The sequence below is a fragment of the Dyella sp. AtDHG13 genome (assembly GCF_003201105.1).
In the GTDB taxonomy this organism is placed as follows: domain Bacteria; phylum Pseudomonadota; class Gammaproteobacteria; order Xanthomonadales; family Rhodanobacteraceae; genus Dyella; species Dyella jiangningensis_B.
On record NZ_QICJ01000003.1, the window covers coordinates 243332 to 256817 of the forward strand.

Annotated in this window: 12 protein-coding genes and 2 riboswitches; of the genes, 11 read left to right on the plus strand and 1 reads right to left on the minus strand. The window is 62.6% G+C overall.

Annotation, left to right across the window (positions count from 1 at the left end):
- Positions 1–36: 36 nt before the first annotated feature.
- From BDW41_RS07115 to BDW41_RS07130, 4 genes are read left to right on the plus strand one after another with little or no spacing between them, the layout of a single operon-like run.
- Positions 37–1293: an MFS transporter gene (locus tag BDW41_RS07115; RefSeq protein WP_074546083.1), complete on the plus strand. Its 1257-nt coding sequence runs from the start codon at positions 37–39 to the stop codon at positions 1291–1293.
- Positions 1294–1310: 17 nt separating this feature from the next.
- The gene (locus BDW41_RS07120; protein WP_083337461.1) at positions 1311–2309 is read left to right on the plus strand and encodes a TMEM165/GDT1 family protein; all 999 of its coding nucleotides are present in this window, start codon (positions 1311–1313) and stop codon (positions 2307–2309) included.
- Positions 2310–2318: 9 nt separating this feature from the next.
- Positions 2319–3041 (plus strand): 2,3-bisphosphoglycerate-dependent phosphoglycerate mutase, encoded by a 723-nt coding sequence (locus BDW41_RS07125; protein WP_074546081.1) that lies wholly within the window; start codon positions 2319–2321, stop codon positions 3039–3041.
- Positions 3042–3068: 27 nt separating this feature from the next.
- Positions 3069–5405 carry an HAD-IC family P-type ATPase gene (locus BDW41_RS07130; protein ID WP_074546079.1) on the plus strand — a complete coding sequence of 779 codons (2337 nt, stop codon included), beginning with the start codon at positions 3069–3071 and terminating at the stop codon, positions 5403–5405.
- A gap of 37 nt (positions 5406–5442) precedes the next feature.
- On the opposite strand, the gene mobH is transcribed toward BDW41_RS07130, so the two are convergent.
- A complete protein-coding gene (gene mobH / locus BDW41_RS07135) occupies positions 5443–7257 on the minus strand; it encodes a MobH family relaxase (RefSeq protein WP_074546077.1) in 1815 nt (604 codons plus the stop codon).
- 189 nt (positions 7258–7446) lie between these two features.
- A riboswitch (Fluoride riboswitch) is annotated at positions 7447–7530 on the plus strand.
- Positions 7531–7821: 291 nt separating this feature from the next.
- On the opposite strand from mobH, the gene crcB reads away from it, so the two are divergent.
- From crcB to zapE, 7 genes are all read left to right on the plus strand, one after another.
- A complete protein-coding gene (gene crcB, locus BDW41_RS07140; protein ID WP_074546075.1) occupies positions 7822–8214 on the plus strand; it encodes a fluoride efflux transporter CrcB in 393 nt (130 codons plus the stop codon).
- Positions 8118–8594, plus strand: coding sequence for an HIT family protein (locus BDW41_RS23850; protein ID WP_255412962.1), 477 nt, complete (start codon positions 8118–8120; stop codon positions 8592–8594). The genes crcB and BDW41_RS23850 overlap by 97 nt, the downstream gene beginning before the upstream one ends.
- Before the next feature lie 15 nt (positions 8595–8609).
- The gene (locus tag BDW41_RS07150; RefSeq protein ID WP_074546073.1) at positions 8610–8960 is read left to right on the plus strand and encodes a DUF190 domain-containing protein; all 351 of its coding nucleotides are present in this window, start codon (positions 8610–8612) and stop codon (positions 8958–8960) included.
- An 11-nt stretch (positions 8961–8971) separates the two neighbouring features.
- Positions 8972–9376 carry a universal stress protein gene (locus BDW41_RS07155; RefSeq protein ID WP_074546071.1) on the plus strand — a complete coding sequence of 135 codons (405 nt, stop codon included), beginning with the start codon at positions 8972–8974 and terminating at the stop codon, positions 9374–9376.
- Positions 9377–9424: 48 nt separating this feature from the next.
- On the plus strand, positions 9425–10765 hold the full coding sequence (locus tag BDW41_RS07160) for a hypothetical protein (RefSeq protein WP_074546069.1): 1341 nt from the start codon (positions 9425–9427) through the stop codon (positions 10763–10765).
- Between the two features lie 51 nt (positions 10766–10816).
- A riboswitch (Fluoride riboswitch) is annotated at positions 10817–10897 on the plus strand.
- 180 nt (positions 10898–11077) lie between these two features.
- Positions 11078–12370 carry a cyclopropane-fatty-acyl-phospholipid synthase family protein gene (locus BDW41_RS07165; protein ID WP_074546067.1) on the plus strand — a complete coding sequence of 431 codons (1293 nt, stop codon included), beginning with the start codon at positions 11078–11080 and terminating at the stop codon, positions 12368–12370.
- Positions 12367–13464: a cell division protein ZapE gene (zapE, locus tag BDW41_RS07170; protein WP_074546065.1), complete on the plus strand. Its 1098-nt coding sequence runs from the start codon at positions 12367–12369 to the stop codon at positions 13462–13464. Before BDW41_RS07165 ends, zapE begins: the two co-directional genes overlap by 4 nt.
- Positions 13465–13486 lie beyond the last annotated feature (22 nt).

Below are 13486 nucleotides of genomic sequence, written 5' to 3' on the forward strand. Positions count from 1 at the left end.
ACCCACATGCGTCCACCACCAGGAAGGAATCGAGAAATGAGTGAATCCAAGGAAGCCGCCTTGGCTGCGCCTGTGCGCACTGCCAAGGGCTGGCTCAATCGAACCGTCGCTGGCGCGGGCATCACGAGCGCATTGGGTGACTTCTGCTACGAGACCACGACGGTCATCCTGCCGGGCTTCCTCGCCGTGCTCGGCATTCCGGCAGCCGTCCTGGGCATCATCGAAGGCATCGCCGATGCGGTGGCGGCGTTCACCAAGATGGTCTCGGGCTACATCGCCGACAAGCTCGGGCATCGCAAATTGCTCGTACTGGTGGGCTACGGCCTCACGCCGGTGGGCCAGGCGCTCATTGCGCTGGCCGCCGGCTGGCCCCTGCTCCTGCTGGGGCGCATCGTGTCTTGGTTCGGCAAGGGACTGCGCGGCCCGCTGCGCGACGCCATCGTCATCCAGGCGGTGTCGCCCGAGACACGCGGCCGCGCGTTCGGCTTTCACCGGGCGGCCGATACCGTTGGTGCCGTTGCGGGACCGCTGCTCGGTGTCGCGCTGCTTGGGTGGTCACAGGCGCTGCAATGGGACAGTCCGGCGGGTCCGTTCCGTCTCGTGCTCTGGCTGTCCGTAGTCCCGGGCGCGCTGGCAGTGCTGGCCTTCCTCACGCTGGTCCGCGACCCAGAACACTCGGCCAACCCCGCGTTGAAGTTCTTCAGCACGGTACGCGGGCTGCCGGCACGCTTCAAGCGCTATCTCGCCGCAGTCGGCATCTTCGGCGTAGGCGACTTTTCTCACAGCCTGCTGATCCTGGCCGCGACCACGCTGCTCACTCCGAGGTTCGGTGTCGTGAAGGCGGCGCAGGTCGCAGGTCTGCTTTATGTGTGGCGCAACGTCGTCCAGGTGGTCGTGTCGTATCCGATTGGCTATCTCGCCGACCGAGCCGGCCATGTCCGCGTGCTGGTCGCCGGCTATGTGCTCGGTGCCCTGACGGCGGTTCTGACTGCGCTGGCGTTCTGGCTGCAGGTTGACAGCGTGCCGCAGCTCGCGGGCATCTTCTTCATCGCCGGGTTGTACGTGGCGGTCCAGGAGGCACTTGAATCCACCGTCACCGCGGAGATGGTGGACGCAGACAAGCTGGCGCTCAGCTACGGCGCTTTGGGGTCGGTGAATGGCGTCGCCAAGTTCGTTTCCAGCGCAACGGTCGGCGTGGTGTGGACCGCACTATCGCCGGTCGTCGGGTTTGCACTGGCGGCGGTGCTGATGGCTGCAGGCACATGGGCGCTCATCTGGTCGGACCGCAGGTAGCTGCAAAAGGAAATCTCATGAACTGGACTTCTATCGCGCCGATTGTCCTCGCCGCCTTCATGGCGTCGATGGTCGAATTCGTCGAGGCGTTGACCATCGTACTGGCGGTTGGCGTCGTGCGCGGCTGGCGTTCCGCATTGCTTGGCACCTCCGCAGCGCTGGCCGTCTTGCTGGCCCTGGTCGCGGCCCTCGGGCCCGCGCTGATGCGCATTCCGCTGCAAACCGTTCAGCTCGTCGTGGGAACGCTTCTGCTGCTCTTCGGGTTGCGCTGGCTGAGAAAGGCAGTATTGCGCGCTGCGGGTGTGCTGGCGCTTCATGACGAAGCCAAGGCCTTCGAGGAAGAGACGGCCGCGCTGCGGAGGCAGGCGTGCTCCGTTGGCCCGTCTATCGACACGTTGGCCTTCACGACCTCTTTCAAGATCGTCATGCTCGAAGGCATCGAGGTGGTTTTCATCGTTATCGCCATAGGCGCAGGTGGTGCACTGGTTCCAGCCATCGTCGGTGCAGGCTTGGCGCTGCTGACCGTCGTCGTGCTGGGTTTGTTCCTGCACCGCCCGCTCGCCAGCGTCCCGGAGAACACGCTCAAGTTCGGCGTTGGTGTCCTGCTGGCGGCCTTTGGTACGTTCTGGGTCGGTGAAGGTCTGAGCCTGGAGTGGCCGGGCGAGGATTGGGCCGTTTTGGCGCTGATCGCGTTGTTTCTCGTCGTGTCGCTGGGACTCGTGGCGCTGTGCCGTCGGCTTGGCCGGACAGCCGCTGCGCGCCTTGCGGCCATCGCCGCTCCGAAGCTCGCTCCAACGAAGGTTCCCAAAGAGAGCACCCTGCGCCTGATCGCAAGCGAAGCCATTTCCCTCTTCATCGACGACGGCTGGCTCGCCGCGGGCATCGTCGTATGGGTCGCGGCCATCTGGTTCTTCGGGCCGGCGGTTGCGTTGCCGTCGGCGGAAAAGGTCGCCATCTTGAGCATCGGGCTCGCCGCGCTCCTCGGCATCAGCGCCGGCAGGCGAGCAACCCGCTGACGGCTCGCCATGTCGGGCCGTCTTGTTCTCCTGCGCCATGGCGAATCCGAGTGGAATCGCGATCAACGCTTCACGGGATGGGCAGATGTCGAACTGACCGCCCTGGGGCAAACACAGATGCGCGAAGCGGGCCGCGCACTGCGCGATGCTGGCATCGAGGTCGACCTCGCTTTTGCCTCGGTGTTGCGGCGTTGTGTGCATTCGCTATGGATAGCTCTCGACGAAATGCAGCGATTCTGGATTCCACAGCAGTTGGACTGGCGCCTGAACGAGCGCAACTACGGCGGACTCACGGGCCTGCTCCGTGAAGATGCGCTACGCGCCTTCGGCGAGGCGAAGGTACGACACTGGCGCCGCTCGCCAAATGCCACGCCGCCCCCCGTAGATGAGCGAGCGTCGAGCCTGATCGCGATCGACGCACGCTACCCAGAGCCGGCGGCGCACCGTGCCTTGCAGGGCGAGTCGCTGCTGCAGACCATGGACCGCGTGCGCGAAGCGTGGATGGAGTCGGTGGCCCCCTCGCTTCACCAGGGCCGCCGTGTTCTGATGGTTGGACATGGCAATGCCCTGCGAGCACTTACCGCGATCGTCGAAGACCTGGACGACGATCGGGTCGCGAAGCTGGAAATCGCCAACGGAACGCCGGTCGTTTATGAACTCAATGACAGCTTGAAACCTCGGTCGAAGACAGTGCTCGACGCGGGATCGCGGACGCCTTCTGAGATTCTTTGACGACGAGAACGCAGGAGAGCCAAAACCATGACAACAACCGCATCGGAAACGGCAGCGCTCGAAGCGCATGACCGGTCCGGCCTCTCCGAAACAGAAGCGAAATCGCGACTGCACCAGTACGGCTTCAACGAGATTCCAGAAGCGCAGGGCAGCCTGGCAAGGGGCATCCTCAAACGGCTCTGGGGACCCATTCCCTGGATGCTGGAAATCGCACTCATCCTCGAAGTGCTGCTGGGCAAGGTGAACGAACCGCTTCTGATCGGTCTTTGGCTGCTTTTCAGCGCTGGTGTGGGCGGCGTCCAGGAGCGGCGAGCCCAAGGGGTCTTGGACCTTCTGCGAAGCAAGCTGAAAGTAACCGCCAGTGCTCGCCGCGATGGCACTTGGCGGGTCATTCCCGCGCGCGAGCTTGTTCCCGGCGATGAAATCCATCTCGGTCCAGGCGACCTGGTTCCAGCCGATTGCACCGTTGCCGAGGGGACGGCCGAAGTGGATCAATCTGCACTGACAGGCGAATCCGCACTCGTCGCCCGCAGCGTGGGCGAAATCATCTACTCCGCATCCACTGTACGCAGCGGCCAAGTGACGGCCATCGTTGCCGTGACTGGCGCCAAGAGCTATTTCGGTCGAACTGCCGAGCTGGTACGTTCCGCGCGGTCCGCTGGCCACCTCGACCAGCTTCTCTTTGCCGTCGTTCGCCGGTTGGTCGCCATCGACGCCGTGCTGGCGGCGTTGCTGGTGGTGTTCGCCCTATGGAGCGGCGCTGATCTGGTCGCGCTGATCCCGTTCCTGCTCGTGCTCGTGATCGCAACGGTCCCGGTGACGATGCCCGCGGCATTCACCGTCGCCAACGCGGTTGAGGCCCGCGCGCTCGCACGGGAGGGCGTCCTCGTGACCGGCCTGTCCGCCGTCCAGGAAGCGGCGACCATGGATGTGCTGTGTGTTGACAAGACCGGCACATTGACCCAAAACCGGCAGGTCATCTCCGCGCTGGTTCCTCTCGCTGCAGACGATACCGAAGCCGAACTGCTGGTATGGGCTGCAGCGGCCTGCAACGAGGCGTCGCAAAGCCAACTGGAATTGAGCATCCTGTCGGCGCTGGCCCAACGCGGGCTGCGACCTCTGGATCGGCTCCGACTCGTCCCGTTCGATCCAGCGCTGAAGCGGTCGGAGGCCTACGTGCGCCGTGGCGACCAGACCGTTCGGGTCGTACTCGGGTCACCGCCGACAGTAGCGCAGATCGCCGAGTCGATCGACGGAATGGGCCAGCGCGTGGAGGAGCTTGCAGCGACTGGAGCCCGTGTCCTGGCCGTCGCGGCCGGGCCGGAAGACGGCCTCATCGTCCGAGGGCTGCTGGCCTTCGGCGACACGCTGCGGGAAGATGCACCGGCGCTCATCCAGGCGGTGCGCAATCTCGGCGTGAAGGTGCTGATGATCAGTGGGGATACCGTAGCCACCGCTCGGGCGGTCGCAAGACAAGTGGGCCTTGGAGACCACTTCGGCGACGGTGTGGCACAAGCGGAGGACCCTCTCTGCTTCGACGGCTTCGCCCGCTGCTATCCGCAAGAGAAGTTCCAGCTGGTGCAGAAGCTCCAACGAGCCGGTCACGTCGTCGGCATGACAGGCGACGGCGTGAATGACGCCTCGGCGCTCAAACAAGCCGAAGTCGGCATCGCCGTCAGCAGCGCGACCGACGTCGCCAAGGGCTCCGCCCAGGTGGTGCTCACGCGGCCGGGCTTGGAGGACATGATCGCCGTCATCAACAGCGGCCGGCGAGTCTACCGAAGGATGTTGACCTGGACGATCACCAAGATCGCGCGGACGATCGAACTGGCTGTTCTGCTGACCTTCGGCTATATGGCCACAGGCTTCTTCGTAACGTCGCTGGCGTTGATTGCCGTGCTCGTGGTGCTGAACGATGTGGTCACCATTACGCTCGCCACGGACCGCGCCGGGATCTCGCAGGCACCGGAGCAGTGGAGCATCGGGGCCATTAGCAAGATCGCAGGTATTCTCGCTGCGGGATGGCTGCTCCTTGGCTTCGCCGTCGTTTGGGCTGCGCGGGACCGATGGGCCATGTCGATCCCACAGACCCAGACGTTGATCTTCGTCTACCTCATTTACTCAGCGCAGGCGACGATCTATCTGACACGTGTCCGGGGGCGGTTCTGGTCTTCCATGCCAAGCGCCTGGGTTGCCGCGGCAACGATTGGCAACGCAGTCATCGCGTCACTGATGGCGTACTTCGGACTGTTGGCGGAGCCGATATCTGGAACCGCCTTGTCCATCCTGTTTCTGCTTGTCGTCGGCGCGATCTTCCTTCTCGACGAATGCAAGATGATGTTCTTCGGAAGGACGACCCCATAGCGTCCCCTCCGGCCCTCACTTGCATGCGCGATGAAATTCAAGGCGACTTCTCATCGACGCGAAGAAACGGATTGTTGGGCGGAGGCTCCGCGAAGAGGCAGTTCGGAGTCTGCAAAAGGTAGCCATGCAGCCGACGTGATTTGCGCGGACCTGTGACCTCGCAGGTCCAAATGTTCAGACCACTGGCGTGCTTGCGGTGCAATGCCAGCTTCTCGAAGCGCTTTTGAACCCACTGCCAGCCCTCTACGTCATCCTGCTTGGCCATTGCCGCCACCTGCGGGTGCTCCTGGGCATACCGCTGGAAGACGCCAGGACTGACCAGGTAGGCGGTATCGGCCACGGTATGCACCAGCGCCTTCGCGTCATTGATGATCAGTTTGCGAACCTGGATACCCTCGCGCAGCCAAGTCACGAAATGCTCGCCTGAAGGGGCACCGTGAACGCTTGAGGGTGCTTTGGCGGGCGAAGCCGTTGACGGCGCCCCTCCTTCTGCCGGCCTCGGCTCGGGCTCGTGATTCGGCGTCGATGCCGGGCCAGTTGCAGTGGATGAAGGCTCCAAGTCCAACAGGTCAAGCAACGCGTCGACGCCAGCCGCGATGTTCGTTTCAGCCGGTGGCGTCATGCCCGGCGTATCGATCTCTTGAGCCTGGGCACGCTGCATCTCGGGGGTGTTGGGCATCGACGGCTGCGGTGCCTGTTCTTGATCTGCATCGACTTGGACACGCCCTGCGAACGGCACCGGCCGATCGGCCAATTCCCAAATCATTGCTGGCGGGAGTTTCAAAAAGGTGAAGCTGTGCGTCCAGCCGACTTCGCTCGTCACCGTCGCCTTCCAGATCGCCTTGCCGTCGGGCGTGGGCAAGACGATGCCGTGGTCCTGCAGCACGTTGAACACAGCCGTGTTGCTGCTAGGAATGCCATCGATGCCCTGAGACAGCAGATGGGCACGTAGTTTGTCCGAGACGGTCTTGCTTACCAGCCAGAGGGCATCCTGGGTCAGCCAGCCGTCCGAGGCTTGTGGCTGGTTCAACTTGAACTCTTCGCGGAGCAGGAAACGCAGCCCGTCGAGCAGTTTGCGCTGTAGGGCATGTTTCGGAGCGGCCATGGCTTTCGCGGGATCGCCGCCGAGTTCTTGCGCAACTGATGCCTGGTCGGCCCGGGTCACCAGTTCGCCAAGGATGCCGGCATGTTCGTACTGCCCAGCCAGCACGTACAGCAACGCGGACCACAGATCGGAATAGCCGCTGAGCCAGTCGAAAATGGCTGCATCGAGCAGGCGGGCGTACAGCAGGCCGGTGGCCGCACCATGGAGCCGGTATTCCCGGTCCTGCCTGTAGCGGAAGCGATACGCATGCCGCAGCGGGCCGTGCCATGGGTGCCAGGTCGAGCCATCGGCATACTCGACCTGCAGATCGACCGCGATCTTTCCGATGTCGTGCAGCAGTGCGGCGTAGGCCGTGGCGGCGGTCCACGCCTCGGCTTGGGCCGCCTGAGTCTCCGGCGCAGCGCCTACCGGCATCAGGTGGGACTGCCGTAGCTTGAGCGCATAGGCCACGATCTCCAGGCCATGGTCCAGCATGCCGCCCGGATAGGCGTGATGGTGACTTTCCGAAGCGGGAAACTGCTGGACCAGCTCGGCGTAGCGCTCCAGCGGCGAGAGGTAGAGGGTCGCGAACTGTTTGCGGGACAGGGAGGTGCGCTGCCAGATGTGGTCGAGCAGCCGTTGCCGCCGCGGCGTGGCCAACAGCACCGATGCCCGCTCAGGAGAGATCAGCCCCGTTCCAGGGGACTGAGACGGTGTGGAGGCCGCCATCGCCGGGGATGACCTTTTTCTTTGGAAGAACGGAAACATGAGATGCCCAGAGGAATCGGAAGCGGTCGAGCCTTTTGGCCTTTTCGGGTAGGGCCTTTCCCCTTGGGTCCATTCCCTTGGCCCTTCACAGCCCTTTGGCCCCGATCGGATATACCGCGCCAGTGGCGGCTGCGCTTCGATCAATGCGGCTTGGGCCAGCTCCCATTTGAGGGGGTAAGACTGCTATACTTGGAGCAGGGAGATGGCATGCCTCCGCCCTAGGTGCAACGCCCAGGGAAACCGCCCCTTGGGGCTAATGATGCCTACAGGTCCCGATCGGGGCGCTGTAGGTGCTTGTTTGCCTCGCTCGCCGATCTGGTGTATTCCACATCAAGGTCGCGCTGATGCGTTTAGAAGCTCTCCCGACGAATCGATGCCAAGCACCCGCCTCGGCCATTGCGCGTCCAGCGCCGAGGCCGAACCATGCTGTGCGTGGAGGTGCGATGCGCCTGACCGTCACGGTACGCCGGCATCGTGGTCCCAAGGCACGTGTTTCCAGGGAGCAAGCCTCGCTCTCAAAACCATGCCTCCTGACCAGTGTCCCATCGGCAAAGAAGGAGCAACATGACTCGTCTTTTATCTGTCATTGCGGTGTTCGGAGGCGGCGGAGTCGGGTGCTTGCTCCGCTGGTGGCTCGGCGTCTTGCTGAACCCGCTCTTCCCGACCGTCCCCATGGGGACGGTCGCGGTGAACCTGGTCGGAGGAATGCTGATCGGTTTGGCCAGTGCATTCTTCACCCACAGTGCCAGCCTTCCACCGGAGTATCGCTTGCTGGTCATCACGGGCTTCATCGGAGGATTGACCACGTTCTCGACCTTTTCCCTAGAGATCGTCACCCTCATCGGACGCAAAGAGTATTGGTGGGGAATTGGAGCAGCGAGTCTTCATTTGTTCGGATCGCTGCTCATGACCGCCCTGGGCATCCTCATCGTCAACGCGCTATTCGCTCGACATTGACCGACCCCATCGCGGCTGGACCGTGCCCCTTTTGTGCTCGCGGCGATGACTTGCTCGCTAACGAGCATGCGATGGTCCGCCGTGACATCAATCCGGTAGCGTCCGGTCACCTTCTGATCATCACTCGCCGCCACGTCGCGGACTTCTTTGAGGCGACTGCCACGGAGCGCGCAAGCCTCATGGCGTTGCTGCTAGAGGCCAAGGCGTGGCTGGCGCGCGAGTATGCGCCCGATGGTTTCAACGTGGGCGTCAACATCGGTCTTGCCTCTGGTCAGACCATTCCGCACGTCCACGTGCACCTGATACCGCGGTACCTCGGCGACACGCCGAACCCACGCGGTGGTGTGCGCGGCGTCATTCCCGACAAGCAAACGTACTGACAAAGGGAGTCATACATGCAAGGCGTTTACCTCAAGTTTTTCGTGCAAGAGAGCAACAAGCACCACGGAATCCTCACCTACGAGTGGTTGCTGGAGCAGGCGAAGGCGATCGGCATCCACGGTGGGACTGCCTTTCGAGCCATTGCCGGATACGGTCGCCATGGTCAGCTGCACGAGGACCACTTCTTTGAACTGGCAGGCGACCTGCCGGTCGAAGTTGGCTTTGCTTTGACCGAAGCCGACGCGCAGCGCTTGCTGGATCAGCTGTCCACCGAGAAGCTGACCCTGTTCTACATCAAGGCTCCGATTGAGATCGGCGAAGTGGGTTCGCCTGATGAGCCAGGAGCACCCCAAGAGGCGAAGTAAGGAGTTTGGTCATGTTCAACAAGATCCTGGTGGCCTACGACGGAACGCCATCGGCCGAATCGGCGTTTGAACAGGCGGCTCGCCTGGCGAGGGCCGAACGACAGGCACTGCACGTCGTTGCTGTGGCATGGACGCCGGAAGTCGAAACACGCGTGGCCATGGACATGCAGGTCAAGGAGTTCAAGGCTCTCCTGGAGCAGCTCCGATCTCGCGAGAGCAACATGGACCTTGATCTGAGAACTGAAGTCGCTGAGGGCAATCCTCACGAGCAAATCGTTCGCGTGGCGAAGCGGCTTGACGCCGATCTGCTCGTGATTGGCCATCGTCGGCGGGGACTGATGCAGCGACTCGCGGAGACGTCGGTCGCGAAGCGCGTCATCGATCGGGCGCATTGTCCGGTGATGGTCGCGAACTGATCGAGCGTGGGCTGGGCCACCTGCATATGGCGGAGGGTTAGATCGAGCATGTTCAACGAACTGCGGGGCCAGGCCGTATCCGATTCGAGCCCTCAACAGCTTGAAGTGCGTGCGCATGCTTCCCGCCGGTGCTGTCCCGCTTGCGAAGCGGCCAAGTCGAGTTCCGATGCCTACTTCAGCAAGACTTTTGGCGCGGGAGCCTCTGTCGCCGCGATCAGCGAACTGATCGCGGATGGCCTTGGCTTCTGCAGCCGGCATGGGCAAACGCTCATCAATGACGGGGTGTATGCGAAGCAGGTCGCCCGCGCCTATTCGGGCGCCATCGCGAAGATCCGCCCGTTGCTTCAGCAGTCGGTGATCGACGAACGATGCCAGCACCTATTCTTCTCGGCAGGGCACCGTTGCCCGGCTTGTTCGGCCGAGGACGCAGCGGCCGCCAAAGCTCTGTCACTGATTCGCAAGCGATGGCTGGAGACCATGGGGCCTGCCGAAGACGTGGATGCACTGTGCTGGTCTCACTTCGAGACGTTCGTTGGGCGATTGGCTATCGAGCCCCGCGGCCAAGCTCTACAGCAACACCTGGATGTTCTGCTCGCAGCTGGCCGAAGTCTGGAGCGCTCGCCGAGGGGTGCACTGTCCCAGGCGCTGGCGCTTCTAGGCCATTCTTCCTCAGTCTCGGAAAAGTTCTTGCAGGCCAACGCAGGCACTGCTCCCAAGCCCATGAACGGGTTCCTTGGCGATCCCTATGCCTGTCCGGTGTGCGTGGCCATCGGCGATGCCAGCTCGCATTGGCTGGAGGGACTTCGCTGGGCTGCGGACGACGTGGCCGCAGGGTGCCTGTGGCTGTTCGCGCCGTGCTGCAAGCGCCATGTATGCGAGGCGGCCCGGCTAGGGCGCCCGGACCTGGTCGCGCGCGTTGCGTCTTTCGCGCTTTCCGGACTGGCCGAACAGGCAAGGCAGCAAGTGGCCGGCATCGTGCGCGAGCTGGCACTTGCCGAGCAGCCAAAGCCGGTCTGGTACCGTCCGCGCCGGCGTCGGCGGGAAGCCTCCGCTGCGGGGATACAGCCGGGCAAAAGGTTCATCCTGCGTTGCAGAGGCTGCGAAGCGGAGGCCATTGCCTTGGAACGCGCATCGGGCACATTTCTCGACCTCATGCGTCACGCGCGTTATCGCGAGCTCCTCGCGCGAGGCCATGGCCTGTGTCTGCAACATCTGGCCCACATCCTGCCAGTGGCGCCGCCGGACATCGTGCGTCCATTTCTTGGTCGTTTGCATGCGGCCCACCTGGAAACCTTGCAGAAGGCCTTGTTGAGCCCCGGTGGTGAAACCGTGTGGCTTGAGGCTGTTCGGCGATTCAAAGGGTGGTCAATGCCCTCGGCTGTTGAGTAGCCAGGCGGCCTAAAGTCCTGCCTGGACGGATCGAATCCGATCAGGGTATAGTGACGGCTAGGAGATGGCATTCCTCCACCTTCGATGCTAGTCGAAGGAAACCGCCAGCCGGCTGATGATGCCTACAGACCCGATTCCGGGTGTGTAGTGCCGTCATGAGAAAAGTGCTGAGCTGTTGCATCGCCATAAACACCTCCGAGGATTTCTCCCCGGAAATGTTGACCGGCGCATTTGCAGGCTACTCTGAGCGGTTGCACTGCTACCTGGATCTTCCAACGTACCGACACGTCGGTCAGATTCCAGGAGGCATGCATGAGTTCATCAATCCCTTCGTCATCCATCGTGGAAGCGCTGCGCCCGCTTGTCGCGGACAGCGGGCTTGCGCTGGGGCTGCAATTTTGGGACGGTCGCGTCGAAACGCTCGGCAGCGGTCCGGCCGCAGTCACCTTGCGCATGCCTCATCCGAGCGCAGCGCTCAAGCTCATGCCGCCCGATCTCGGTGTGCTGGCACGGGCCTACATCCACGGTGACATCGACGTCGAAGGGACGGCCCCGGACATCGTTCGGCTGGCGATCGAGCTGGCGAGTGCCGGGGGCGCACATCGACGCCTGCTCAGCCGATTCGTTGGCTGGAGACCCTGGCGTCATAGCCCGGCCAGCGACAAGCGGGCCATTGCCCACCACTACGACGTTTCCAACGAGTTCTATCGGCTGTGGCTCGATCGGCAGATGGTCTATTCCTGCGCCTACTTTCCGAGCGGCTCGGAAACCTTGGAGCAGGCACAGGAAGCCAAGCTCGATCTGATCTGCCGCAAGCTGCAGCTCAAGCCAGGCGACCGCTTTCTCGACATCGGATGTGGCTGGGGCGCCTTGCTGCTATGGGCTCACCGGCACTACGGCGTGAAGGCGACCGGCGTGACCCTCAGCGAGCGGCAGTATCAGCACGTGCGCGAGCGCGTCCGAGAGCTGGGGCTTCAGGACTCCATCGATGTGCGCCTGCAAGATTACCGCCACATCCGGGGTCAGGGTGTGTTCGACAAGATCGCGTCGGTGGGCATGTTCGAGCATGTTGGCATCCGCAATCTGCCGGTTTACTTCGGCACCATCAATCGGCTGCTGACCGACGATGGCCTGGTGCTGAACCACGGAATCACGAACCGAGCCGGAGACGAAGCCGTGCGCGACGGTGCCGGCGAGTTCATCGACCGCTATGTGTTCCCGGACGGCGAACTGCCAACGATGGCGCAAGCGGCCGCGGCGATGGAGTCCCAGCAGCTCGAAGTGTTCGACGTGGAGGGGCTGCGCCCTCACTATGCGCGCACCCTCTCGCACTGGGTAGAGAGGCTGGATGCGAACCGCAACGATGCCATCGACCTCGTGGGGGACCAGACCTACCGCGTCTGGCGCGTCTACATGGCCGGCAGTGCGCAGGCATTCGAGCGCGGTTGGATCTCCGTGCATCAGCTCCTGGCCGCCAAGCGTGCGGTGAAAGGGCTGTCGGCCCAGCGATGGAGCCGCGAGCACATGCTGCCCTCGCCGTCCCCTGTCCTCCATCGGAACCCGGCCAGGGAGACGGCTCCGGAGCGCAGCGAGGCGGACGTATGAATGTCGCCGAGCACTTCCAGTGGGTTTGCAAGGCGCGTGGCCTCTCGCCGGACGCCGCGCAAATTGCGGCGGTCGGACGCCTGCAGCAAAGTTACGAGGATTGGGAAGCCTACGAAGCGATCATCGCGAATCCATTGAAGCGCTTTGTCATTCACCCGGCCACCCCGCAGGGAATCTACATGTGGGGCGGCGTCGGGCGAGGCAAGACGCTTTTGATGGACTGCTTCTACGAAGTTGCTCCCGTGAAAAAGAAGACTCGGATTCATTTTCACGAGTTCATGCACGACGTACACGGCTCGCTCGTAGACCTGCAGGGAGAGGCCGAGCCGTTGGATGCGTTGGCACAGCTCCTCGCATCGCGATATCACCTCATTTGCCTGGACGAATTTCATGTGTCGGACATTGCCGACGCCATGATTCTTTACCGCCTTCTGCTCAAGCTATTTGAGCATCACGTCCAGATCATCACGACCTCGAACTACCCGCCGGACGACCTCTACCGCGATGGTTTGAATCGAGACCGCTTTCTTCCTGCCATTTCGCTATTGAAGGAGCGGCTGCAGGTCATCAACGTCGATGGCGGGATTGACTATCGCGAGCACATGATGACTCGGTTGAAAACCTACTTCTCGCCGATCGGAGACAGCACAAACGCAGAGCTGGAGCGCATTTTTGAAGCGCTTGCGGAGGCCCCCGACGACACCTCGGCATTGAAGGTCGATGGCCGGGAAATAAAGGCCCATAGGCGCGCCAACGACATTGGATGGTTTTCGTTTCAAAGCCTGTGTGAAGGCTTTTATTCGCAGAACGACTATCTACAACTTGCCAGTCGCTTCAAAGCCATCATCCTGTCCGAAGTGCCTCAGTTGACGCCTCAAGCTGGCGCTGCCGCTCGCCGATTCGTCTGGCTCATCGACGTCCTTTACGACCACAACATCAAATTGATTATGTCGGCGGCTGTTCCACCCAGCCAGCTGTATGAGCAAGGTCCGTTGGCTGAGGAATTTGCTCGGACCGTCTCAAGAATTGAGGAGATGCAATCGGAATCCTATCTCCACAGCGCCAAACGCCTCGTCAATTTGGCATGGGCGTAAACCGATGAATTGAGACGCCAAA